General features: G+C 72.1%; 22 protein-coding genes and 1 tRNA gene. 7 read left to right on the top strand and 16 right to left on the bottom strand.

Annotated features, from left to right (window positions below; all coding sequences use genetic code 11):
• Position 1 precedes the first annotated feature (1 nt).
• From K377_RS01685 to K377_RS01670, 4 genes are all read left to right on the top strand, one after another.
• Positions 2-562 (top strand): ATP/GTP-binding protein, encoded by a 561-nt coding sequence (locus K377_RS01685; RefSeq protein WP_111661245.1) that lies wholly within the window; start codon positions 2-4, stop codon positions 560-562.
• Between the two features lie 193 nt (positions 563-755).
• Positions 756-2,153: a cytochrome P450 gene (locus tag K377_RS01680; protein ID WP_111661244.1), complete on the top strand. Its 1,398-nt coding sequence runs from the start codon at positions 756-758 to the stop codon at positions 2,151-2,153.
• Positions 2,154-2,246: 93 nt separating this feature from the next.
• A complete protein-coding gene (locus K377_RS01675; protein WP_111661243.1) occupies positions 2,247-3,494 on the top strand; it encodes a cytochrome P450 in 1,248 nt (415 codons plus the stop codon).
• Complete coding sequence (locus K377_RS01670; protein WP_111661242.1) at positions 3,491-4,279, top strand: enoyl-CoA hydratase/isomerase family protein; 789 nt, start codon at positions 3,491-3,493, stop codon at positions 4,277-4,279. Before K377_RS01675 ends, K377_RS01670 begins: the two co-directional genes overlap by 4 nt.
• Positions 4,280-4,289: 10 nt before the next feature.
• Here K377_RS01670 and K377_RS01665 read toward each other — a convergent pair whose 3' ends face one another.
• Positions 4,290-4,700, bottom strand: coding sequence for a DUF2809 domain-containing protein (locus tag K377_RS01665; RefSeq protein WP_309252205.1), 411 nt, complete (start codon positions 4,698-4,700; stop codon positions 4,290-4,292).
• Positions 4,701-4,806: 106 nt separating this feature from the next.
• Here K377_RS01665 and K377_RS01660 point away from each other — a divergent pair, with 106 nt between their 5' ends.
• Positions 4,807-5,247 carry a PPOX class F420-dependent oxidoreductase gene (locus K377_RS01660; protein WP_111661240.1) on the top strand — a complete coding sequence of 147 codons (441 nt, stop codon included), beginning with the start codon at positions 4,807-4,809 and terminating at the stop codon, positions 5,245-5,247.
• 16 nt (positions 5,248-5,263) lie between these two features.
• Here K377_RS01660 and K377_RS01655 read toward each other — a convergent pair whose 3' ends face one another.
• From K377_RS01655 to K377_RS01640, 4 genes are all read right to left on the bottom strand, one after another.
• The gene (locus K377_RS01655; protein ID WP_111661239.1) at positions 5,264-8,230 is read right to left on the bottom strand and encodes a hypothetical protein; all 2,967 of its coding nucleotides are present in this window, start codon (positions 8,228-8,230) and stop codon (positions 5,264-5,266) included.
• Between the two features lie 12 nt (positions 8,231-8,242).
• The gene (locus K377_RS01650) at positions 8,243-10,078 is read right to left on the bottom strand and encodes an HSP90 family protein (RefSeq protein WP_111661238.1); all 1,836 of its coding nucleotides are present in this window, start codon (positions 10,076-10,078) and stop codon (positions 8,243-8,245) included.
• A 47-nt stretch (positions 10,079-10,125) separates the two neighbouring features.
• Positions 10,126-11,112: a hypothetical protein gene (locus K377_RS01645; protein WP_111661237.1), complete on the bottom strand. Its 987-nt coding sequence runs from the start codon at positions 11,110-11,112 to the stop codon at positions 10,126-10,128.
• Positions 11,113-11,286: 174 nt separating this feature from the next.
• Positions 11,287-11,360, bottom strand: a tRNA-Pro gene (locus K377_RS01640).
• Positions 11,361-11,504: 144 nt separating this feature from the next.
• Here K377_RS01640 and K377_RS01635 point away from each other — a divergent pair.
• Positions 11,505-12,209 (top strand): thiamine pyrophosphate-dependent enzyme, encoded by a 705-nt coding sequence (locus K377_RS01635; RefSeq protein WP_111661236.1) that lies wholly within the window; start codon positions 11,505-11,507, stop codon positions 12,207-12,209.
• A gap of 32 nt (positions 12,210-12,241) precedes the next feature.
• Positions 12,242-13,162: a transketolase family protein gene (locus K377_RS01630; RefSeq protein ID WP_111661235.1), complete on the top strand. Its 921-nt coding sequence runs from the start codon at positions 12,242-12,244 to the stop codon at positions 13,160-13,162.
• On the opposite strand, the gene K377_RS01625 is transcribed toward K377_RS01630, so the two are convergent.
• The 11 genes from K377_RS01625 to K377_RS01575 all read right to left on the bottom strand — a co-directional run bounded on the left by K377_RS01625 (position 13,159) and on the right by K377_RS01575 (position 22,195).
• A complete protein-coding gene (locus tag K377_RS01625; RefSeq protein ID WP_237551863.1) occupies positions 13,159-14,484 on the bottom strand; it encodes an MFS transporter in 1,326 nt (441 codons plus the stop codon). The genes K377_RS01630 and K377_RS01625 overlap by 4 nt on opposite strands.
• Positions 14,485-14,563: 79 nt before the next feature.
• Positions 14,564-14,923, bottom strand: coding sequence for an MmcQ/YjbR family DNA-binding protein (locus tag K377_RS01620; protein ID WP_161195159.1), 360 nt, complete (start codon positions 14,921-14,923; stop codon positions 14,564-14,566).
• 48 nt (positions 14,924-14,971) lie between these two features.
• On the bottom strand, positions 14,972-15,928 hold the full coding sequence (locus K377_RS01615) for an alpha/beta fold hydrolase (RefSeq protein WP_111661233.1): 957 nt from the start codon (positions 15,926-15,928) through the stop codon (positions 14,972-14,974).
• A 116-nt stretch (positions 15,929-16,044) separates the two neighbouring features.
• Complete coding sequence (locus tag K377_RS01610) at positions 16,045-16,569, bottom strand: N-acetyltransferase (RefSeq protein ID WP_111661232.1); 525 nt, start codon at positions 16,567-16,569, stop codon at positions 16,045-16,047.
• Positions 16,569-17,171: a helix-turn-helix domain-containing protein gene (locus K377_RS01605; RefSeq protein WP_111661231.1), complete on the bottom strand. Its 603-nt coding sequence runs from the start codon at positions 17,169-17,171 to the stop codon at positions 16,569-16,571. The genes K377_RS01610 and K377_RS01605 overlap by 1 nt, the downstream gene beginning before the upstream one ends.
• A gap of 96 nt (positions 17,172-17,267) precedes the next feature.
• Positions 17,268-18,170: a LysR family transcriptional regulator gene (locus K377_RS01600; RefSeq protein WP_111661230.1), complete on the bottom strand. Its 903-nt coding sequence runs from the start codon at positions 18,168-18,170 to the stop codon at positions 17,268-17,270.
• A 21-nt stretch (positions 18,171-18,191) separates the two neighbouring features.
• Positions 18,192-19,388, bottom strand: a complete 1,197-nt coding sequence (locus K377_RS01595) for a glycine C-acetyltransferase (RefSeq protein ID WP_111661229.1) — start codon at positions 19,386-19,388, stop codon at positions 18,192-18,194.
• A gap of 52 nt (positions 19,389-19,440) precedes the next feature.
• Positions 19,441-20,469, bottom strand: a complete 1,029-nt coding sequence (tdh, locus tag K377_RS01590; RefSeq protein WP_111661228.1) for an L-threonine 3-dehydrogenase — start codon at positions 20,467-20,469, stop codon at positions 19,441-19,443.
• Positions 20,470-20,695: 226 nt separating this feature from the next.
• The gene (locus K377_RS01585; RefSeq protein ID WP_111661227.1) at positions 20,696-21,250 is read right to left on the bottom strand and encodes a GAF domain-containing protein; all 555 of its coding nucleotides are present in this window, start codon (positions 21,248-21,250) and stop codon (positions 20,696-20,698) included.
• Positions 21,247-21,846, bottom strand: a complete 600-nt coding sequence (locus tag K377_RS01580) for an ATP/GTP-binding protein (RefSeq protein WP_111661226.1) — start codon at positions 21,844-21,846, stop codon at positions 21,247-21,249. The genes K377_RS01585 and K377_RS01580 overlap by 4 nt, the downstream gene beginning before the upstream one ends.
• Positions 21,824-22,195 (bottom strand): DUF742 domain-containing protein, encoded by a 372-nt coding sequence (locus tag K377_RS01575; RefSeq protein WP_111661225.1) that lies wholly within the window; start codon positions 22,193-22,195, stop codon positions 21,824-21,826. The genes K377_RS01580 and K377_RS01575 overlap by 23 nt, the downstream gene beginning before the upstream one ends.
• Between the last annotated feature and the right edge of the window lie 2 nt (positions 22,196-22,197).

The raw sequence follows: 22,197 nt of genomic DNA, 5'->3' as shown, positions 1-22,197 counted from the left end.
CTTGTACTTGGATCCAGACGTTTCGCACGCGGTGAAGATCCTCATAGTGGGGCACTTCGGGGTCGGCAAGACCACCTGCATCGGCGCTCTCTCCGAGATCGAGCCGCTGCGGACCGAGGAGGAGATCACCGAGGCCAGTGTCGGCTTCGACGACCTCTCGGGTGTGCCGAACAAGACCACCACGACCGTGGCCATGGACTTCGGCCGGCTCAGCCTCAGCGAGTCCCTCGTCCTCTATCTGTTCGGCACGCCCGGGCAGGAGCGCTTCAAGGAGATGTGGGAGGAGCTGTCCCGCGGTGCGCTGGGCGCGCTCGTCCTCGTCGACCCCGAGCGCCTGGAGGAGTCGTTCCCGGTCCTCGACCTCGTGGAGCGGTTCGGCCTGACGTACGCGATCGGTGTCAACCGGTTCGACGGCACCGCCGACTACCCCCTCGAAGAGGTGCACGAGGCGCTGAACCTGTCCCCGGACACCCCGGTCGTGGGCTGTGACGTCCGCGACGAGGAGTCCGCCGGGAAGGCGCTCATCACCTTGGTGGAGCACCTGATGACCCTGCTCGCCTAGGGCCCCGCAAAAAACGTGTCGCGGAGCGGGGCCCGGACCGCATCTTCGCGGCGTCGTCCCCCGGCGTCTCCGCTCCGCGACACCTCCGTCGTCGTCCACCGGGCCGCACCGACCCGACCCCGCTCATCCGCACCGACCAGTGATCGCCACCCACGCGCGGCCCGCGCCGCCGGCCAGGCCCTAGGAGCACGGAATGCAACAGCCCACAGAGTCCTCGCACATACCGCCGGGCTGCCCCGCGCACGAGAACGTCCACCTCTACGGATCCGCGTTCGGGGCCGACCCCGACGGTCACTACGCGCATCTGCGCGCGGCCGGGCCCAGCGCGCCGGTGGACATCGCGCCGGACGTCGAGGTCGAGCTGGTCACCAGCTACGACGCGGCCCTGTACATCCTGCAGAACCCGGCGTCCTTCGTGCGCGACTCGCGGCGCTGGAACGCGCTGAACGAGGGCCGCGTCCCGGCCGACAGCCCGGCCCTGCCGATGATGGGCTACCGCCCGAACGCGCTGTTCAGTGACGGCGCCGCGCACGCCCGGCTGCGCCAGGTCGTCACCGAGAGCCTCGCGACGGTCGACGAACGCCAGATCGTCCGCCTGACGCAGCAGTCCGCCGACTACCTGATCGGCCGCTTCAGCGCCGACCCCAGCGGCCAGGCCGAGCTGATGGCGTCCTACGCCCAGCCGCTGCCGCTGCTGGTCTTCAGCCAGCTGTTCGGCTGCCCGCCCGAGCTCGGCGACCGGGTGATCGCCGGGATCAGCGGCATCTTCGAGGGGACGCCGGGTGCCGACGAGGTCCTCGGCGGCGCGCTCGCCGAGCTGATCGCCCTCAAGCACCGCAGCCCCGGCGCGGATCTGACGACGCGGCTGATGCAGCACCCGGCCCAGCTGAGCGACGAGGAGGTGCTGCACCAGCTCGTGACCCTGCTGTCCGGCGGAACGGCGCCCCTGGCGGCCACCATCGGGACCAGCAGCGCGCTGTACCTGGGCGAGGAGTGGCAGGCCGGGCTGCCGGTCGAGAGCGCCGTCTCCCACACGCTGTGGAACTACGCGCCGATCGCCAACTACGCGGCCCACTACCCGACGCACGACGTCGAGCTGGGCAACCGGGTCGTTCGCGCCAACGACCCGGTGCTGATCTCCTTCGCCGCGGCCAACACCGACCCCAAGCTGCATGTCCACCGCGAACAGCTCAGCGCGAAGGCCCACTTGGGCTTCGGCGCCGGGCCGCACGCCTGCCCCGCCAAGGACCCGGCGTTCATGATCGCGGTGACGGCCGTCGAGTCGCTGCTCAAGCGGCTGCCGGACGTCGAACTGCGCCAGCCGTTCTCGACCCTGGCCTGGGTGCCCTCGCCGTGGAGCCGGTCGCTGGTGACGCTTCCCGTCCGATTCACCTCGCGGGCCGTTCCGTTCGCCCTGGGCGACGCCGGTCAGCCGTCGGCACACTCCGGTGTCGGCGCGGCGACCGCTCCCTCGGACGCGTACCGCGCGCAGGGCGTGCGGGCCGGTACGGGCTCGGCTCCCTCGGGGCAGCAACAGCAGCGCAAGGGGGGCCTTTTCAGCCGCTTCGTGGCGTGGACGAGAGGCGAGTGATCTAAGTAACCCTGTGAGGACCGTGGGTTATTGGATGCTTCAACGATCATGTGGGTATTCATGGCGGCTGACGCTCAGAAAGGAGCTTCCGCCATGGGAGTTGTCTCCACCCGGCCGCACGATCGCCGGGCCGCGGTCTCACTGTTCTCTCGCCTGCGAACCGCTGCGGGACAGGCCGATCCCTTTCCCTTCTACGCAGAACTCGCGACGCGGGGCGGTGTCTCTCCCGCCCCGTGGGGCGGCTCCCTCGTCACCGGCTTCGATCTGTGCGACCAGATACTGAGAAGTCGCGAGTGGCTGGAACCGGACGCGAGTTGGCGAGAACGCCAGGGAGCCGGAACGCGCTGGAACGCTCCCTCCTCCCGCGAGATGGGCAGGACCCTGCCCGCGCTGAACGCTCCCGACCACACGCGAGTACGCCGGGCGGCCGGCGGATTCGACCGCACCACCATCCAGGACATGGGGCGGACCCTCGACCAGCTGACCGACCGGCTTCTCGACAACCTGGCCGGGCAACTACGAAACGGCGAAGCCGACTTCGCCACCCTGGTCAGCGAGGAGCTGCCCGTCGCGACCATCGGGCACTGGCTCGGTCTGCCCGCCGCCGACTGGCCACGGCTGCGCGACCTCACTCACGAGCAGGTCTTCACCCAGGAACTGCTGCCCTCCGCGACCCAGTTGTCCAGGTCGGACGCGGCCACCACCGAACTGCGCGCCTACTTCGTCGATCTGGTCCGCAGCCGCCGGGCCGGGCCCGGCGACGACCCCGTGTCCCGGTGGATCCAGGCATGGGACGCCGTGGAGCCGGACCGAGCGGAGGCGGACGAACAGGTCTATCTTCTGGCCCTGTTCGTCGTGCTGGCGGCGCTGGAGACCACCTCGACCCTCCTCACGATGACGGTGCTCCGGCTCGTCGAACAGCCGGAACGCTGGAACCTGATCGCCTCCTGCCCGGATCTCGTCCCGGCATTCGTCGAGGAGACGCTCCGCTACGACCCGCCCACCCATGTGATCAGCCGCGTGGCCGCTCACGACATGCGGCTCGAGGGCATCGACGTCCGCAAGGACCAGATGGTGCACCTCATGGTGGCGGCGGCCCACCGCGATCCGGCGCGCCACCACGACCCCGACCGCTTCGACCCCCTGCGCAAACCCGCCCATCTGGCCTTCAGCGGAGGCATCCACTACTGCCTCGGCGCCCCGCTGGCCCGGCTTGAGGCCCAGACCCTGCTCCGCCATCTGACCCAGCGCCTTCCGCGCCTCACTCTGGTCCGCCCTCCGTCGTGGGCGCCCCGAGTGGCGTTCCGGCGCCCGCTGAACCTGGACGTCTCCTTCGCATGACAGACCCCCGCACGACTGAACAGAATCGTTTCCTCTCGGCGCCCTCCTCCAAGGCGATACGCGTCGAGCAGGACGGCCCGGTGCTCCATGTCCGCCTCGCCCCCGAGGGGCAGGACCCCACATTGGGCGCCGCCGTCGTCGACGAACTCATCGCGGTACTGGACGATCTCCACGAGAGACCCGACGTCCGCGTCCTGGTGCTCTCCTCGATGGGTGAGGACTTCTGCCTGGGAGCCGACCGCGTCGAGTTCCGGGCGGCCATGGAGGAGGACCCGAGCGGAGCGGCCCTGCGCCGCATCGTGGACAAGGCCCATCGCCTGTGCCAGGCGCTGGAGAACACCCACACGATCACCATCGCGCGGCTCCACGGGAAGGTCATCGGGGCCGGCCTCGCGCTGGCCTCGTACTGCGACCTGCGCGCGGGCGCGGACACCTGCCGGTTCCGCATGCCGGAGGTGGGCCTCGGCCTGCCTCCGGCATGGGGCGGTGCCATGGGCCGCCTGATCTCCGAGGGCGGGGCCGCCAGGATCCGCGAACTCATGCTCACCTGCGACACGTTCGACGCCGCGGCCGCGCACCGGATCTCCCTGCTGCACAAGGTGACCCCGGCCGACGAACTGGACCGGGCCGTCGCCGCCTGGACCAGGCCGCTCGGCCGACGCTCACCGGAGGCCCTGATCATGACCAAGCGCATGCTGGCCGGGTACGCCCGGGCGGATCGCACCGCCGACAGCACCCTGCTCGACTCACACCTGCTCGCCGCGCAGGTGGCTCGCGCCCACTGACGACAGCCGGTCAGCCGGCCGTGCTCCGCCCTGGACCGTTCCGGGGCGGTACGCGGCGCCGGGCCGTCCAGCCACCCTCCGGGCCGCTGACGCCCAGGGCGAGGCACCAATAGAGGCCCGCCCCCACGACGTACCAGAACAGATCGGGCGGGTTGAACGTCGCCCCGAGCAGCGGTCGCAGCAGGGCCGGGATCCCCGCGATCTGCATGAACTCCACCGCCCAGCTGAACGCCAGCCCGGCCCCGGCGACGACACCGGCGCGCAGCCGCGGCGCGGCCAGGGCCACGACCCAGCACACCAGCACGGTGTACAGGGCGTCCCCGGCGTACTTCGCGAAGGCCCCGTGGGCCCACGCCCGGACGCCGAGACCGGCCGCGACGGTCACCACCGCGCCCCCGAGAGCTCCCCATCGCGTGATCACGGAAACGACCCTATGCCACCCCGGGCGGAGCCCCACTCTGACTGATGGCACGCGGCACATGGAGCAACGAGGGAATCCACGCCGCCGTCGGGGCGTTGGGCCGGGCATGACCGACCCTCAGGCACCCGAAGACGCACTGCTCCAGCTCGCCGCCGACATCAAGGAAGGCATCCTGGTGACCGTCAAGCGCGACGGCCGCCCGCAGTTGTCCAACGTGTGGCACGTCTACGACCCCGCGGCCCGCACCATCCGCGTCTCCGTCACCGAGGACCGGGCCAAGACGAAGAACCTCCGCCGTGATCCGCGGGCCAGCTACCACGTCACCAGCCAGGACCGCTGGGCGTGGACCGTGGCCGAAGGCACCGCGGAGCTGACGCCTGTCGCCGCGGACCCGCACGACGCGACCGTCGAGGCCCTGATCGCCCTCTATCGCGACCGCAACGGCGAGCACGACGACTGGGACGACTTCCGCCGTGCGATGGTCCGCGACAGGCGGGTCCTCGTCACCCTCCACGTGGACCGCGCGTACGGCCAGCCGAGGAGCTGACCGTACGCACGGGACGTCACTCGTCGCGCAGGCGCGCCGCCAGTTCGGTCAGTTGGGCCCGCTCGTCGGGGCGGTCCAGCGCCGTGAGGTGGCGGATCGCCGCGTCGAGACGGGTGAGGGCGGGCTCGGTGCGCTTCAGGTAGATGCCCTCGACGACGCCCGTGAGGCGGACGGCCTCGGCCCACTCGACGATGTGTCCGTCCTCCGGGCCCGGCTCGCCGAGCAGGCCGAGGGTCTTCTCCAGGGCCGTCAGGGAGTCCTCGTACTCGCCGGCGTAGGCGCGCACCCGTCCGTGTTCGTAGGACAGGGCGGTGTCCAACGAGCGGCCGTGCGCCCGGTGTCCGGCCGCGCGGGCCTCCTCGGCGAGCCGGGCCGCGTCGGCCAGCAGCGCGAGGGCGTCGTCGAGGCCGTCGGCACCCTGCTGTTCGGCCTGGAGCCGGGCGACCTCGCGCAGGCTGTTGCTGACGTTCTCGTAGCTCGGCGCCTCGGCATGGGCGGCCAGCGCCTGGCCCAGGGCATCGCGCGCCGGGCCGAACTCGCCGGACTCGGCGAGGAGCATGGCCGTCTCGGCGGCGATCATGGCGTGGCTGCCCGGGTCGTCGTCCCAGCCGGCCGACTCGGCCGCGAGGGCGGCGAACTCCGCCGTGGCCGCCTTGAGGTCGCCGCCCGCGTACAGCGCGCGGGCGCGGGTCAGCCGCAGCTGGGCGGTGAGCCGGTCGTCCAACTCACCTGATCTGACCTCCGGTTCGGCGAGGACGGAGTCCAGCAGGGCGATGCAGTCCTCGATCCGGCCCAGGTCGAGGCTGAGCTGTGCGGCGTTGCTGTACGAGCAGAACCCGTCGGTCCGGCTGTCCTCGCGCAGCTGGATCTCCGCCGCGCGCGTCAGGTTCCGCAGGGCTTCCTCGGGGCGGCCCAGGTGCATGCAGGCTTCGGCCAGATCGTTGTGGAGGCGGCCGCGGTCGACCGCGCGGGCGGGCCAGTCGGCGGCCAGCCGCACGCCCTCGGCCAGGTTCGCGTGGGCGGTCTCCGCGTCCCGCAGGCCGAGCTGTATGCGGCCGCGCAGCCCGAGGGTGCGCGGCAGGTGCCAGGCGGGGCCCTTCGCCCGCAGCAGGTCCAGCAGGGCGTCCGTCGCGGTGAGCGCGGCGGGCAGGCCACCGGTGATGGCGTGTGTGCTGGCCCGGAGCATCAGGGCGCCGGACACCTGCGTGGCGATGTCGTGCCGGACGGCGAACTCATGCAGCCGGTCCACCTCGGCCGTGACCGCCGCCGCGTGCTCGGCGTCGGGCGACACCTGGAGGCGGAGCCCGGTCGAGGTCGCCCGCAGCCGCAGCAGCCGGGCCTCCAGCACCGGGGACAGACCGGTGACCTCTTCCTGGAGGCGCACGACGGTCGCGTGGGCGTCGGTCAGCGCCGCGGCTCCCGCCGCGACGACGGCGGCCTCGTCCTCGCCTGCGCCGGGGCGCATCTCTTGCCGGCGGAGCTCGGCGCCGGCCACGGCCGCGGCGGCGCGGCAGAGCACCGCCCGGTCGGTCGGACCGGCGTCCTCGTAGAGCCCCGCCGCCTCCTCGTACAGCTCGACGGCAGTGGCGTACTCGTCCTTGTTCCAGGCCCACTCCGCCTCGTCGTTCAGCAGGTCCGCGCGCAGGTGGGCGAGCGTGCCGACCGCTTCGGCATCGGGGTGGACGTAGTCGCGGGCGGCGACGAGCGTGCGAAGGCGTGCCCAGCACGCGTCTGCGTCGGGGTGCCCCTGCTCGTCCAACTCCCGTGCTCGCAGGATGAGTTCGGGCAGCGAATCGGGTACGGGTGTGACGGCCCGGGCGGCGGGGGCGGCTGCCGGGGCGAGCGGCTCGGCCACGTCGTCGAGGCTGCGCGTGCGCAGGGTCAGTTCCAGCGCGTCCAGGAGCGGGGCGCGTTCCAGGCGCGCGCGGCGGCGGTCGGCGTGGGCCGTGGTGCCGTTGCGCGCGTCGAAGCGGGCGGCGAGGTCGTCGGCGCGGCCGCGCACTTCGGTGTGCAGGTCCGCCACGGTCCAGGTGCGTCCCGGGTATCCGGAGGCGGGGAGTTCGCCGCGGCCCAGGGACACGACACGGTGGAGGAGGACCTCGACGCCGGTGAGGAAGTCGAGCTGGTCGCGCGGCGAGTCTACCTCCTCGAACAGGTTCCGGTTCTCGGCGAGCAGTTCGAGGCCGCGTGCCTCGTTGCCGGTCAGCGCGCAGAACTCCAGGTGGCGGCCGACCTCGCCGGACATCGAGGGGTTGCGGCGGCAGGCCCGGTACCCGGCGAGGTGCAGCTCGCGGGCCCGGTCGGCGTCCCCGGTGCGCAGCAGCGGCAGCAGGGCGTACGAGACGGAGCGGGCGGGCTCCTCCTGGCAGGAGTCCTTGCCCTGCAGGACGGGCTCCCAGATGCGCAGGGCGCGCTTGTCGTCGCCCGCCGCGAGGTGGAACCGCGCGCGCTGGCAGATCTCGCAGGCCTCGCAGTCGCTGAGCCGGCTGCGGGTGCGGCCGGCCCACAGCTCGTAGGCGAGGGAGGTGTCGTCTCCGAGGTGCGCGGCGAGCTGGTACGCCTGCCCGTAGTACGGCTGGAGGTCGAGGCCGGCGGCGGTGTACCGGTCGCGCATCTCGCCCAGCCACTGGCGCAGGCTGGCCAGGGGCACTTCGGGCAGGGCGAGCAGGGCGTTCGCCACCCACTTGAAGCGCCAGAAGAGCATGTGCCGCAGCCGCTCGTCGAAGGCGTCGGGCTGCTCGTCGAAGAGATTGAGGATGCGCGCGAACGTGACGGGCGACTTACGGGGTTCGGAGCCGTAGGTGTACGCCTCCTGGAGTTCGAGGAGCGCGCACACGAGGGCGGCCGTGTCGTCGAACTGCTCGGCGGCGTCGACGAGTTCCTCGGCGGTGACGGTGCGGGTGCGGCCGTAGGGGCGCTGGTCGTTGGCGTTCAGCGCCTCGTAGAGCTCGTCGGTGTTCTGCGGAAGAGAGGTGGTCGGCATCGTCGGCGGTCCTTAGCTGTCCTTGCGGAGGGCGTGGGCGAGGAGGTCGAGGAAGGAGCGGTTGATGAGGCTCGACTCGGCGGGCCGCAAGGGGCGCCGGGAGAGCATCGCGGCCTGCCCGTAGAGGGCTTCGGCGCTGGTACGGGCCAGCTCGGGCTCCTCGATGGTGACGGCGGTGCGGACCAGGGGGTTGAGCTGGTTGAGGATCAGCTGGGCCCGCGGGGCCTCCTGCCGCAGGGCGCCGAGGATGTCGCCCCACAGGCCGCCCTCCTGCTCGCGGGCGAGCTGGGAGCGGGTGCGCTCGTGCCGGGCCTCGCGGCTGTCGACGAGCAGGGCCGGGGCGGAGGCCGGCTGGAAGGTGCGCAGCGCGACGTCGCAGTCGAAGACGGCGAGGGCGTCGCGGGCGCGGGCGAGGTAGGCCGCGGCGGCCAGTTCGGTCTCGCGGTCGACGGGGTCGAGGTGGGCGGTGAGGGTCTCCGGGTCGAGGTCGCTCACGGTGACCTCGGGGCGGATCTCGGGCAGCCGGTGGACGAGTTCGCGGTCGTAGGCGTAGCCGCCGTTGACGACGCCGAGCCCGGCGGCCGAGGCGATGGCGGCGACCTGGCGGAACTCCTCCACGCTGGAGGTGACGAGCACCGTGCGGTGGGTGCGGGCGAACTCGTCGAGGGTGGCGTGCCCGGCGGTGGTCTCGAAGGGCAGCCAGGGCAGCAGCATCCGCAGGATCTCGTCGTCGTGCACGGCGAGGGACTTCACCGCCAGGTGGTGGACCTGGAGGAAGCGGGCGAGCAGGTCCGGGTCACCGGCGGCGGCCCGGGCGATCCAGGCGCGCAGCCGCTCGGCGAGCGCGTCGCGGACGGCGGCGAGGGTGTCGTCCTCGTACAGCGCCTCGCGGGACGCCGTCGGGCGCAGGCTCTCGGCGTCGACCACGCACCGGACGAAGAACGCCCAGTCGGGCAGGATCTCCTCGGCCTGCTCGGACAGCAGCATGCCCTTGACGTGCACGCGGTGCCCGTGGCGCCGTCCGGCGGGGACGGCGTCGGGCAGGATGCAGGCGATGCCCTTGAGCCCGACGGCGGGCAGGTCCAGCTCGATGGTGTCGAGCGGCGTGAATCCGAAGACCTCCTCGCCGTATCCGGCGAGTGCGCGGGCCCGGGCGCCCGGTGTGGGGTGGGGGCGCGTCCAGGGGGCGGGTTCGGGGTTGACCGGCACGGGGGCGCCGCTCGCCGCGCCGTCGTCGAAGGTCACCGGGTGGCGCAGCAGTGATCCGAAGTGCCGGGCGAGGGCGTGCACCTGGGTCGGCCGCGTCCACTCGGTGGCGTCGGCGCGGGGCGTCAGCGTGACGGTCGTACCGGGCCGGGGGCGGGCGGACGCGGGCAGCGTGCGGACGCTGTACGAGCCGTCGCCGCGGCCCCGCCACTCCACGGCGGGCGCGTCGGGGGTGCGGGCGGAGCGGCTGACGACGTGGATCTCGTCCGCGACGAGGAAGCACGAGAGCAGGCCGATGCCGAACTGGCCGATGAAGTCGGCGCGCTGTTCGGCGATCCGCTCGGCGCGCTTGCTGCTGCGGCCGATCGTGGCGAGGAAGGTGTGCACGTCGGCCTCGGTGAGACCGACGCCGTCGTCCTCGATCCGCACCACTTCGCCGTCGGCGTACAGGCGGATACCGAACTGCCCTGCGGGGGCGCCGGGTTCGAGGGTGTGGCGGGCGGTCAGCGCGTCGACCGCGTTCTGCATCAGCTCGCGCAGATAGACGCGGGGGCTGGAGTAGAGGTGGTGGGACAGCAGGTCGACGAGGCCGCGCAGGTCGACCTGGAAGGTGCGGTCGGCGGAGGTGTCGGGCAGAGTCATCGGACAGTCCGGGGTGAGTGAGCGACAGGTGGCGGGGCGGGGCGGGCTCAGACGTGGCGCCGGAAGCGCGCGTACGCCTTCTCCGGGTCCGACATGTAGGTCCAGGGCCACGAGGTGTAGGCCCCGCCCAGCTCGTGGAAGACACGCGTCCCGACGACGCCCTCGCCGGACAGCGCGAGGGCCATGGCGAAGATGCTGAAGTCGTGCTGCCAGCCCGGGCGGCGCTCGTAGTCCGCGTGCAGAATGCTGCGCTGGGCCGCTTCCCTCAACTCGGTCTGGATCCGCGTGGAATCGAGGCAGTCGTGACGGCTCGACTCCACCCAGTCCTCGATGTGTGCCATGGGGATCACGCAGCCGAGGCGGTGGCCCTCCGGGGCACGGGCGAAGGCCCGGCGGGCGAACGCCAGCGCCTCGCCCGGTTCGCCGGACCAGCGCGGCTGGAGGTACGAGATCCAGTCGATGTGGGTCTCCAGGTCCAGCGGGTCCCGGCGCAACGCGGCGTCCAGGCGGGTCTCGTTGACGGCGGGGCCCAGTGACATGCCCCGGCCCGAGGTGAGCAGCCGGCGCCACGGCGTGACCCAGTCGGGCCGCAACTCGGCGGCCTCGAACAGCTGCTCCTCGGCGATGTGGAGCCGCTCGTGGAAGGTCCGCCACTGCTCCTGCGAGACCTCCTTGGCGCGGGCGGAGGTCCGCGCCTCCCAGCCCCAACTCACATGCCGCGCACCGGATATCAGCAGGGCGGTCGCCCGGTGCTCCTTGTCCTCCTCGACGGCCCGGCCGATCCAGTCCTGCACGCCGTCGAGGTCGGCCAGTTCGTCGAGGACGAGGTGATCACGGCCGAGGTCGAACGGGGCGAGTGCCTCCTTGACCGCGCTCCAGTCCCCCGCGTCGGCCGCCTCCACCAGCGCGAGGACGCGCGTGTCACCAAGCGCACGCAGCCGGTACACCCCGTGGGACCGCTTGCGCGGAGCCGCGAGGGCGTACGGATCCCCCGCCGCCTCGTCCCCACCCCTACCGAACAGCTTGCCGAACATGCCGCGCCCTCCCCAGGTCCCGCGTAATCGTTCGCGCAGCATAAGCGGCCGCTCTGACATCGATTTCACAGGGTGGGCGCAGAGCCTTCACATGCCCCTCGGGCAGGGGAGCAACAGAAAAAGGGCCGTTCGAAAACGGCCCTTCATCTGCGACGTTCGAAAAGTTCGAACCAGTCGGGACGACAGGATTTGAACCTGCGACCCCTTGACCCCCAGTCAAGTGCGCTACCAAGCTGCGCCACGTCCCGATACTCGCTGACCTGGGGTTTCCCCGGGCCGAACGCGCACGGAAACCATACCGCACTCGGGGCCGTGGTCGCGCATCCCTTTCGCGGGCGGGGCGTGGATCAGGGGTTGACCTCAAGTTCGCTTGAGGTTGCAAGGTGCTGGATATGACAGCGACGACAGAGCGACGCATCCCGTACCAGTACTCCGACCTCCCTCGGCTCATGCGGCTGATGACCGGGGACGAGAAGCACGGGCCATCGGCCACCTCCACCCTCGATGTGCTGTGGGTGCTGTACGACAGAGTGCTGCGGGTCACGCCGGAGACGGTCGACGATCCGGGGCGCGACCGGTTCCTGCTCTCCAAGGGGCACGGGCCGATGGCCTACTACGCGGTGCTCGCCGCGAAGGGGTTCCTGCCCGTGGAGTGGCTGAGCGGGTTCGGGGAGTTCGCCTCGCCGCTCGGGCAGCACCCCGACCGGATGCTGGTGCCGGGTGCCGAGATCGGCAGCGGGTCGCTGGGGCACGGGCTGCCGATCGCCGTGGGGGCCGCGCTCGGGCTGCGGGCCCAGGGGATCGCGGAGCCCGTGGTGTGGACGCTGGTCGGGGACGCCGAGCTCGACGAGGGCAGCAATCACGAGGCCATCGCCTTCGCCGGGGCCGTAGGCCTCGAAGGGCTGCGGACGGTCGTGATCGACAACGGTTCCGCCACGTACGGCACCACCGGGGGCATCGCCGCCCGGTTCGAGGTGGCCGGCTGGTCCGCGGTCTCCGTCGACGGGCGTGATCACGAAGCGCTGTACGAGGCGTTCACGGCCCCGAGTCCCGGGCGACCGCACGTCGTCGTCGCGCGGGTCGAGCCGAAGTTCTGAGCACCGAAAAACCCCTGAACGGACGTCCTGTCGTGGACACCATGCGTGATCGTTTCGCCCCTGTCGTCTCCCGAATCCTCGACGAGGATCCCCGCGTCGCCGTCGTGCTCGCCGAGATCGGCCTGGCCCAGTTCCTGGAGACTCAGCGGCGCCATCCGGACCGCGTGATCAACGTGGGCATCAGGGAGCAGCTGCTCGTCGGAGCCGGTGCCGGGCTCGCGCTCGCCGGGATGCGGCCCGTACTGCACACCTTCGCGAGCTTTCTCGTGGAGCGGCCGTTCGAGCAGGTGAAGCTGGACTTCGGGCATCAGGGGCTGGGCGGGGTGCTGGTGAGCGCCGGTGCCTCGTACGACGTGTCGGGCGGGGGCTTCACGCACATGGCGCCGGGCGATGTGGCGCTGCTCGACACGCTGGACGGGTGGAGCGTGCAGGTGCCGGGGCATCCCGACGAGGCCGAGACGCTGCTGCGGCAGGCGATCGGGGCGGATGACGAGCGGGTGTACGTACGGCTCTCCGTGCAGGCCAACCGGGAGGCCCTGCCCGTCGACGGGCAGCACCTGCTGACCGTGCGGGAAGGACGGCGGGGCGTCGTCGTCGCCGTCGGGCCGCTGCTCGACCAGGTGCTCGCCGCCACCGAGGGGCTCGACGTGAGCGTGCTCTACGCGACGACCGTACGGCCCTTCGACGCCGCCGGGCTGCGGCGGGCCGTGGGGGCGGCGGCTGCCGATGTCGTGCTCGTCGAGCCCTATCTGGCCGGCACGTCCACGGGTGTCGTGAACGACGCGCTCGCCGACGTGCCCCATCGGGTGCTCGGCCTGGGGGTGGGGCGGCGTGAGCTGCGACGCTACGGGTCGGTGGACGAGCACGTCGCCGCGCACGGGCTCGACGCGGCGACACTGCGGGAGCGCATCAGCGGCTTCCTCGGGGCGAACTCTCCGGGGGTTTCGGTCTAGGGCGCCTGACGGGTTCCGGCCGGTGGTGGAACCTCCGCGCCGGGGATCGCGGCCCCGGCAACGTCGGGCAGGGAACGTACCGGGGTCGCGTCGGCGCGTACCAGGCCCCGGACCGCCGGGATGAGGAGCAGGGCGACCGCGCAGCCCAGGGTGACCGCGCCGCCCGTGAGCAGGACGTGGTGCGTGCCGAAGGCGCCGGCCGCCGGGCCCGCGAGGGCCTGGCCCACGGGCTGCATGGCGAGGGAGCCCGCGACGTCGTAGGCGTGGATGCGGTTGAGGACGTCGCGCGGGACCTGGGTCTGGACGCTGGTCGCCCACATCACGCCCCAGAAGGACATGCCCGCGCCGGCGACGACGCAGCCCGCCATCATCCCGGGGACGCTCAGGCCCGCGCCGACCACCGCCGGGAAGAGGGCGAAGGAGAACAGGGCGAGGGAACCGGCCCGCAGCATCCGGCGCGGGCGCAGGCGCAGGGCTATCAGTCCGCCGATGACGGTGCCCGCGCCGAGCGCGGAGTTGACCAGGCCGTAGGCGCGCGGGCCGTGCTCCTGCGTGACCTGGGTGGCGACGAGCGGGACGGCCGGGCCGAAGGAGCCGATCATGAGCACGCACCAGACGGCGATGACGCCCCAGAGCCAGGTGCGGGAGCGGAACTCCCGCCAGCCCTCGACCAGTTCGGTCCGGAAGGTGGTGCCCGTGGGGGCGGGGCTGTCGTCCGGGGGTGCCGGAGGGAGGCGCAGGAGCAGCAGGCACAGGGCGCTCAGCGCGTACGTGCCCGCGTGGGCGGCGAAGACCAGGCCCGGGGAGACGAACGCGACGAGCAGGCCCGCCACGGCCGGACCGGCGAGCTGGGAGCCGGACTCGGCCACGCGTATCGCGCCGTTCGCCGCCTGGACGTCGTCGGCGAGGCGGGGCACGGTGCTGGCGACGCCGGGCTGGAACAGCGCGGACGCCGTGCCGTTGACCGCGCCGATGACGCAGATCTCCCAGAGCACGACATGGCCGGTGAAAAACATGACGGCGGCCAGGGACTGCGTGACCAGGCGGGTGGCGTCGGCGCCGATCATGAGGAGGCGGGTGTCGAAGCGGTCCGCGATCACCCCGCCGAAGATGACGAGACCGGCGAAGCAGGCGACGGACGCCGCCATGGCGAGGCCGACGGCGCCCGCTCCGTACCCGTACTGGAGCAGTCCGGCGGCGAGCGCCACGGGCAGCATGGTGTCGCCCAGCTTGGCGACGGCCCGCGCGGTGAAGAAGAGCCCGAAGTCCCGTGACCAGATGCCGTGGCCGCCCTTGCGGCCGCGCACTCTTTTGCCCCTCATCCCCGCTCCGGCTCCTCCCACGCGTGATCCCCCGACGGGCGGATGATGTCACGCGCTCCCCCGCCCGCCCCAGCCGATTTCAGTCCGTGGTGATCACGCCCAATTCCGGGTGGGAGTCGAGGAGTCGGGTCGGTGCGGCCTGGCGCCAGGAGTCGGCGAGGATGTCGCGCAGTTCGTCCGTGTCGTCGAGCGCGGCGAGCCGGACGCGCACCCAGGCGGAGAACGCCTCGTGGTCGGCGACCCAGAACTTGTCCGGCTCCGCCCGCACCAGCTCGTCGCGCTCCACCTTGGGACAGCGCACGGCGATCGAGGTCTCCTCCTCGGGCATGGTGGCGAACATCTTGCCCGCCACCCGGAACGTGGGCATGCTCCAGGCGATCTTCTCCGTCGTGTCCGGCAGGGACAGAGCGATGGTGCGTACGTCTTCGGCGTCGGGCATGGAAGGAACGGTAGTCAAGCCCACTGACAACGGCCCGTCGGCGACGGCTCAGAGCACGCGTTTGTCCAGCCAGGCGGTCAGGTCCTCCTGGACCTCGGCGCGGTTGGTCTCGTTGAGGATCTCGTGGCGGGCGCCCTCGTAGCCCTTCCAGGTCAGGTCCTCCACGCCCACGTAGCGGAGGTCCTCGAGGAGTTCGTGGACGAGGGTCATGCGCTGGTTGCAGGGGTCCTCGGTGCCGACGGCGATGTGGATCGGCAGGTCGGCGGGGATGCGGGCGAGGTTCGCGGGGTCGTTGATGCGGCGCACCGCGCGAACGAAGTCCAGGGACAGGCCCGTCGCGAACGGGAAGCCGCAGCGCTCGTCGGCGACGTACTGGTCGACCTCGGCCTCGTCGCGCGAGAGCCATTCGAAGCCGGTGCGGTGCTCGTAGGGGTCGTTGAAGGCGGTGAAGAGGTCGGGGACGTAGGAGCACGGGGCCGCACGGCCGTCGCGCTCGATCCGGCTCTCCAGGTCCGCGATCGAGCCCTCGTTGTCGGCTCCGGGCAGGGAGCGGAACGTGCCGGAGAGGATCAGGCCCACCAGGTCGTCGGCGTACCGCTGGGCGTAGTCGCGGGCGAGGAGCGAGCCGAGGCTGTGGCCGAGGAGGACGAACGGGACGTCCGGGTGCAGGGCCCTGGCCTGGTCGCCGATGGCCTTCAGGTCCTCGACGATCGACACCCAGGCGTCGACGGTGCCGGGGTCCGCGTCGTCGGTGACGCCGTAGCCGCCGGTGGTCGCGGCGGTGGCGCCGTGGCCGCGGTGGTCGGAGGCGATGACGCCGTAGCCGTGGGCGGTGAGGTGGCGGGCGAAGCGGTCGTAGCGCAGTCCGTGTTCGGCGGCTCCGTGCGCGATCTGCACGAAGGCGCGCGGCCTGCCGCCTGCGGGCAGCCAGGTGTAGGTGGCCACGGCGGCGCCGTCGCCGGTGCTGAGCGCGCTGGTGGTGTACGTCGGTTCGGCGGCGGGCATGGGCGGCTCCTTCTCGAACGGTCCGGCGGACTCGATGCGCGGTCGGCGGGTGTACCGGCCTGCATCACCCCTACCCCGGGAGCCTGCATTTCTGCGACCACCGACCGGACGCACGTCTAGGCCGTGTCGGGTCGCTTGTAGTAGAGCGTCGTGGGGCGCAGGACTCCGGCGGGATCGGCCGCGTAGTCCGGGATGGTGCCGACCCGCTGCCAGCCCGCCGCGCGGTAGAAGCCCTCGGCGGGGCTGTCGGTCTCCGTGTCGAGGACGAGCAGGGTGATGCCGCGTGCGGCGGCTGCCCGCTCGGCGGTCGCGAGCAGGACGCGGCCGAGGCCCTGGCCACGGGCGGCACTGTGCACCATCAGTTTGCGCACCTCGGCGCGGTGCCGGCCGTTGGGCATGGCGCTGAAGCCGAGGGTGATCGTGCCGAGGCAGCGGCCGTCGGCGTCGTGTGCGGCCCAGACGGCGATGTCGCCCCGGGTGACGGCGGGGGTGAGCTCGCGCCACCAGGCGATCGCCTCGTCCCGGGTGAGCCCGTCGAGGAATCCGAGGGAGCCGCCGCCCGCGACGACGTCCAGCAGCAGATCGCCGAGCGGCGTCGTCGAGGAGGTGAACCGTTCGGGCGTCAGCAGGGCCGGGGTCATCACGGGAGTACCACCATCAGTGCGTAGCGGACGGGCTCGGGGCCGGGGCAGTGGAAGTGCGTCGGGCCCCACAGGCGGAAGCGGAGGCAGTCACCGGCGGCGAGGCGGTGGGTGACGCTCTGCACCGTGAGGTCGAGGAGGCCGTCGAGGACCCAGATGTGCTGTTCGAGGCCGGGGACGGGCGGGCGGTCGTAGGCGATGTCGCCGTACGGCTCCAGGGTGCCTTCGACGATCTCGGCGCGCAGTCCCGCGAGCGGCGGGGAGACCGAGCGGCGCAGGAAGCCGCTGGCCTCGTCGCGCCAGACGGGCTGGTCGGCGGCGCGCACCACCTGGGCCGGGGCGGACTCGACCTCGCTCAGGAGCTGCGACATGGTCCGCCCGTACACGGCACACAGCCGGTTGAGGAGGGCCGCGGTCGGGCTGATCTCGGCCCGCTCGGCGCGGGACAGGGTGGACCGGCTCACTCCACTGCGGTCCGCCAGCTCGCCGAGGGACCAGCCGCGCTCGGCCCGCAGCTCGGACAGGCGGGCGCCGAGTCTGGTGTCGACGGGGTCGGCTTCCCCCTCCGTGCCGCTGCCGGGCGGCCCACTTTCGCGTCTCATATTCGGCACGGTATCCCAGATATGAAACAGCCAGGTTACGGAGGCCGGAGGCGTCGGTGGCCGCGGCACCGAGAGGGCGACTCGGCGGGCCCGGGATCAGGCCGCCGCGGCCTCCCCCAGTGCGTCGAGCACGGGGCGGATCAGCGGATGGGCCTCGGCGCCGTGCCGGACCGCGGCGAAGACCTTGCGGGTCGGCACCACGCCGTCGATGGGCCGGACGACGACCTCGGCGAGGTCCATGCCGCGCAGCGCCGAGCGCGGCACCAGCGCGACGCCACCGCCGGCGGACGCGAGCGAGACGACGGCGCGGAAGTCGTCGGAGAGATGCTCGAACTGCGGGGAGAACCCGGCGTGCTCGCAGGCGAGGACCACCACGTCGTGGCAGGGATTGCCGGGGTACGGGCCGATCCAGGTGTCCTTGGCCAGGTCCGCGACGGGCACCCACTCGGCGTCCGCGAGCCGGTGCGTGACGGGCAGCACCGCGTCGAAGGGCTCGGCGTACAGCGGCACCCGCGTGATCCGGTCGTCGTCGGCGCCGGGCGCGCCCCGGTACTCGACGGCGACGGCGACGTCGATCCGGCGGTCGAGCAGCATGGGCAGGCTGGCGTCGCCCTCGGCGTCCTGGACGCGGACGCGGATACCGGGTGCGGTCCTGGCGAGGTGGGCCAGGGCGGGGCCCACGACGAGGCCGATGCCGGTGGCGAAGGAGGCGACGGTGACCGTGCCCGCCTCGCCGGTGCTGTACGCGGCGAGCTCCGCCTCGGCCGTCTCCAGCCGGGCCAGGACGGCGTTGGTGTGCTTCAGCAGGATCTCGCCGGCCGGGGTGAGCCGTACCCCGCGGGCACCGCGCTCGACCAGCTTGTGGCCGGTCTCCTGCTCCAGCGCGGTGAGCTGCTGGGAGACCGCCGAAGGCGTCAGATAGAGCGCGGCGGCAGCCGCCGTGACGGTGCGGTGGTCGGCCACCGCACGGAGGATGTGCAGCCGCCGCGCTTCGATCATGCCTTTATTGTCCCAAACCGGTCAGGCGAGCTGCGCGCGGGCGTCGACGAAGGCGTCCACGGCGCGGTTCACGTCCTCGGTGGAGTGCGCGGCGGACAGCTGCACGCGGATCCGCGCCTTGTCCTGCGGGACCACCGGGTACGAGAAGCCGATGACGTACACGCCGCGTTCGAGGAGCAGCTCGGCCATGCGGCCCGCGACCGCCGCGTCGCCGATCATCACAGGAGCGATGGCGTGGTCGCCGGGGAGGATGTCGAAGCCCTCCTCCGTCATCCGCGTGCGGAACAGCTTGGTGTTGGCGGCGAGCTGTTCGCGCAGGTCACCGGCCGACTCCAGCAGGTCGAGGACCTTGAGGGAGGCCGCCGCGATGACCGGGGCGAGGCTGTTGGAGAAGAGGTACGGGCGCGAGCGCTGGCGCAGCAGGGCGACGATCTCGGCGCGGGCGGCGACATAGCCGCCGGAGGCTCCGCCGAGGGCCTTGCCGAGGGTGCCGGTGATGATGTCGACGCGGTCCATGACGCCATGCAGCTCGGGGGTGCCGCGGCCGCCGGGGCCGACGAAGCCGACGGCGTGCGAGTCGTCGACCATGACCATGGCGCCGTGGGCCTCGGCGAGGTCGCAGATGTCGACGAGCGGCGCGACGTAGCCGTCCATGGAGAAGACGCCGTCGGTGACGATGAGCTTGCGGCGGGCGCCGGCCTCGTCGGCCGCCTTGAGCTGGGCCTCCAGGTCGGCCATGTCGCGGTTGGCGTAGCGGAAGCGCTTGGCCTTGGACAGCCGGATGCCGTCGATGATCGAGGCGTGGTTGAGGGCGTCGGAGATCACCGCGTCCTCGGGGCCGAGGATCGTCTCGAAGACGCCGCCGTTGGCGTCGAAGCAGGAGGAGTAGAGGATCGTGTCCTCCTGGCCGAGGAAGGAGGACAGCCGCGCCTCCAGCTCCTTGTGGACCTCCTGGGTGCCGCAGATGAAGCGGACGGAGGCCATGCCGTAGCCCCAGCGGTCGAGGGCCGCGTGTCCTGCGGCGATGACCTCGGGGTGGTCGGCGAGGCCGAGATAGTTGTTGGCGCAGAAGTTCAGCACCTCACCGGGGCGGCCGCCCGAGGTCACGCCGACGGTGGCGGACTGCGGGGTGCCGATGACCCGCTCGGGCTTGTGCAGGCCCGCGGCGACGATCTCGTCGAGGGTGGCCTGGAGGTCTTCGCGTACGTTGTCGAACATGCCGTGAGTCCTTAAATCCTTGTGCGCCGTGGAGAGTTCGGGAGGTCCGGCCTCAGGAGGCCCAGTCGAGGATGACCTTGCCGCCGCGGCCGCTCGCCGCGTCGTCGAAGGCGGCGTCGTAGTCGGTGTACGCGTACCGGCCGGTGATCACCGGGGCGAGGTCGAGGCCGCCCTCCAGGAGGACCGACATCGCGTACCAGGTCTCGAACATCTCGCGGCCGTAGATGCCCTTGATGGTGATCATCGAGGTGACGATCCGGGCCCAGTCGACGGCGAACTCCTGAGACGGCAGGCCGAGCATGGCGATCTTGCCACCATGGGTCATGTTGGCCAGCATGTCGCGCATGGCCGTCGGGTTGCCGGACATCTCCAGGCCGATGTCGAAGCCCTCGCGCAGGCCGAGCTCGCGCTGGCCGTCGGCGATGGTGGACCGCGCGACGTTCAGGGCGAGGCTGACGCCGACCTTGCGGGCCAGGTCGAGGCGCTCGTCGCTGACGTCGGTGATGACGACGTTGCGTGCGCCCGCGTGCTTGGCGACGGCGGCGGCCATGAGCCCGATGGGCCCGGCGCCGGTGATCAGGACGTCCTCGCCGACCAACGGGAAGGACAGGGCGGTGTGCACGGCGTTGCCGAAGGGGTCGAAGATCGCCGCCACGTCCAGGTCGACGGGGACGCGGTGCACCCAGACGTTGGAGGCGGGCAGTGCCACGTACTCGGCGAACGCGCCGTCGCGGCCCACGCCCAGGCCGACCGTGGCGCGGCACAGGTGGCGGCGACCGGCGAGACAGTTGCGGCACTTGCCGCACACGAGGTGGCCCTCGCCGCTGACCTTGTCGCCGACGGCGATGTCGGCGACGTCACGACCGGTCCCGACGACCTCGCCGACGAACTCGTGGCCGACGACGAGCGGGGCGCTGATGGTCGACTGCGCCCAGCCGTCCCAGGCGCGGATGTGCAGATCGGTGCCGCAGATCCCGGTGCGCAGCACCTTGATCAGTACGTCGCCGGGGCCGACGGCCGGTTCGGGCACGTCGGCCAGCCACAGTCCCGGTTCGGCTTTCTCCTTGACCAGCGCCTTCAACGGCTCGGCTCCTGTCGTCGCGCACACGGGCAGCACGCGGCCACCCGCGTAGCAAGCAGAGGGGGGTGACGGCCGTCCTCCGCCGCCGCCCCCGACTCTTCCTCACCAGGGCTCTCCGGGTCCATCGAGGTTTTCTTAAGCGCCGCCGCAGCTTTCCTACAGGCCCGGCGAGCCCTCGGCGCGGGCGGTCAACTCGGCTGCGTACACGGGGGAGTTCCCGGCCAGGTCAGGCAGCCGGCTCGTCGCGTTCGCGCACGACGTCCATCAGCTCTCCGGCCATCTCCTTGATGGTCGCGAGCCCCGAGCGACCCCAGAGACGCGGTTCGGTGTCCACCACGCACACGGTGCCGAGCGCGAGCCCCGTACGGTCGTCGAGCAGCGGGGCGCCCAGGTAGGAGCGGATCCCGGCCTCGTCGACCACCCGGTTGGCCGCGAACCGCGGATAGTCGCGCACGTCGTCGAGGACGAGCGCTCTGCGCCGCGCCACGACGTGCGGGCAGAAGCCGTGATCGCGCGCCCTGGAACGCCTCGCCGCGCTCGGCCGGACGCCGTCGCGGCCGCCGTCCGGGGTGTGCAGTCCGGCGAAGAACTGCCGTTTCTCGTCGATGAAGTTGACCATCGCGCAGGGCGCCCCGGTCACCTCGGCGAGCCGGTCGGCGAACAGGTCGAAGGCGGCCTCGGGCCGGCGGCCCAGGTCGAGCCGGAGCAGCCGCCGGGCCCGCTCGGGGCCTTCCTTGTCGACCGGGGTCAGCAGCAGACGCCCGGTCGCGCCGTACGTCATGTGTGGGCTCCGTAGCCGGTGGCCGCGGGCGCCGCGTGGGCCAGCAGATGCCGGACGAGGGTGAGCAGGGTCTGGATGCCGGAGCTGGAGATGCGCGCGTCGCAGCGCACCACGGGCACCCGGGGGTCCAGGTCGATGGCGGCGCGCACCTCCTCGGGTTCGTAGCGGTAGGAGCCGTCGAACTCGTTGACCGCCACGATGAATCCCATGCCGCGCTCCTCGAAGAAGTCGACGGCGGCGAAGCAGTCCTCCAGGCGCCGGGTGTCGGCGAGGATCACCGCTCCGAGGGCGCCTTCGGACAGCTCGTCCCACATGAACCAGAAGCGCTCCTGGCCGGGCGTGCCGAAGAGATAGAGGACGTGTTCGGGGTCCAGGGTGATCCGGCCGAAGTCCATCGCGACGGTCGTCTCGACCTTGTTCTCGATGCCGTCGAGATGGTCGGTGTCGGCGCTGACCGTCGTGAGCAGCTCTTCCGTGCTGAGCGGAGCGATCTCGCTGACCGCTCCGACAAAGGTCGTCTTGCCGACCCCGAACCCGCCCGCGACCAAGATCTTCAGCGCGGTGGGGAACAGGTCAGAGCTGTCGTCGTAGTCCATCGAGCACTGCCTCCAGTAGGGACCGGTCAGTGGGGTTTTCGTGGAACGTGGGGGGCTTGGCGGTGACCGCCCCGCAGTCGACGAGGTCGGACAGGAGGACCTTGGTGACGACTGCGGGGAGCTTCAGATGCCCGGCGATCTCCGCGACCGAGGTGGGCCGGGCACACAGGCCGAGCGCCTCGCCGTGCTCGGGCCCCAGATAGCCGAGGGGGGTCGTCCCGGTGGCCATGACGAGGGTGAGCAGATCGAGCGAGGTGCTCGGCCGGGTGCGCCCGTTGCTGACGGTGTAGGGGCGTACGAGGCGGCCTGCCGCACCGTCGAGCCACGGCCCGTCCTGCGGGGCCGCCACCC

The sequence above is a fragment of the Streptomyces sp. PsTaAH-137 genome (assembly GCF_003259365.1).
GTDB lineage: Bacteria > Actinomycetota > Actinomycetes > Streptomycetales > Streptomycetaceae > Streptomyces.
The sequence above is the reverse complement of the archived record's forward strand: the minus strand, read 5'-3'. Positions and strand labels throughout refer to the sequence as shown.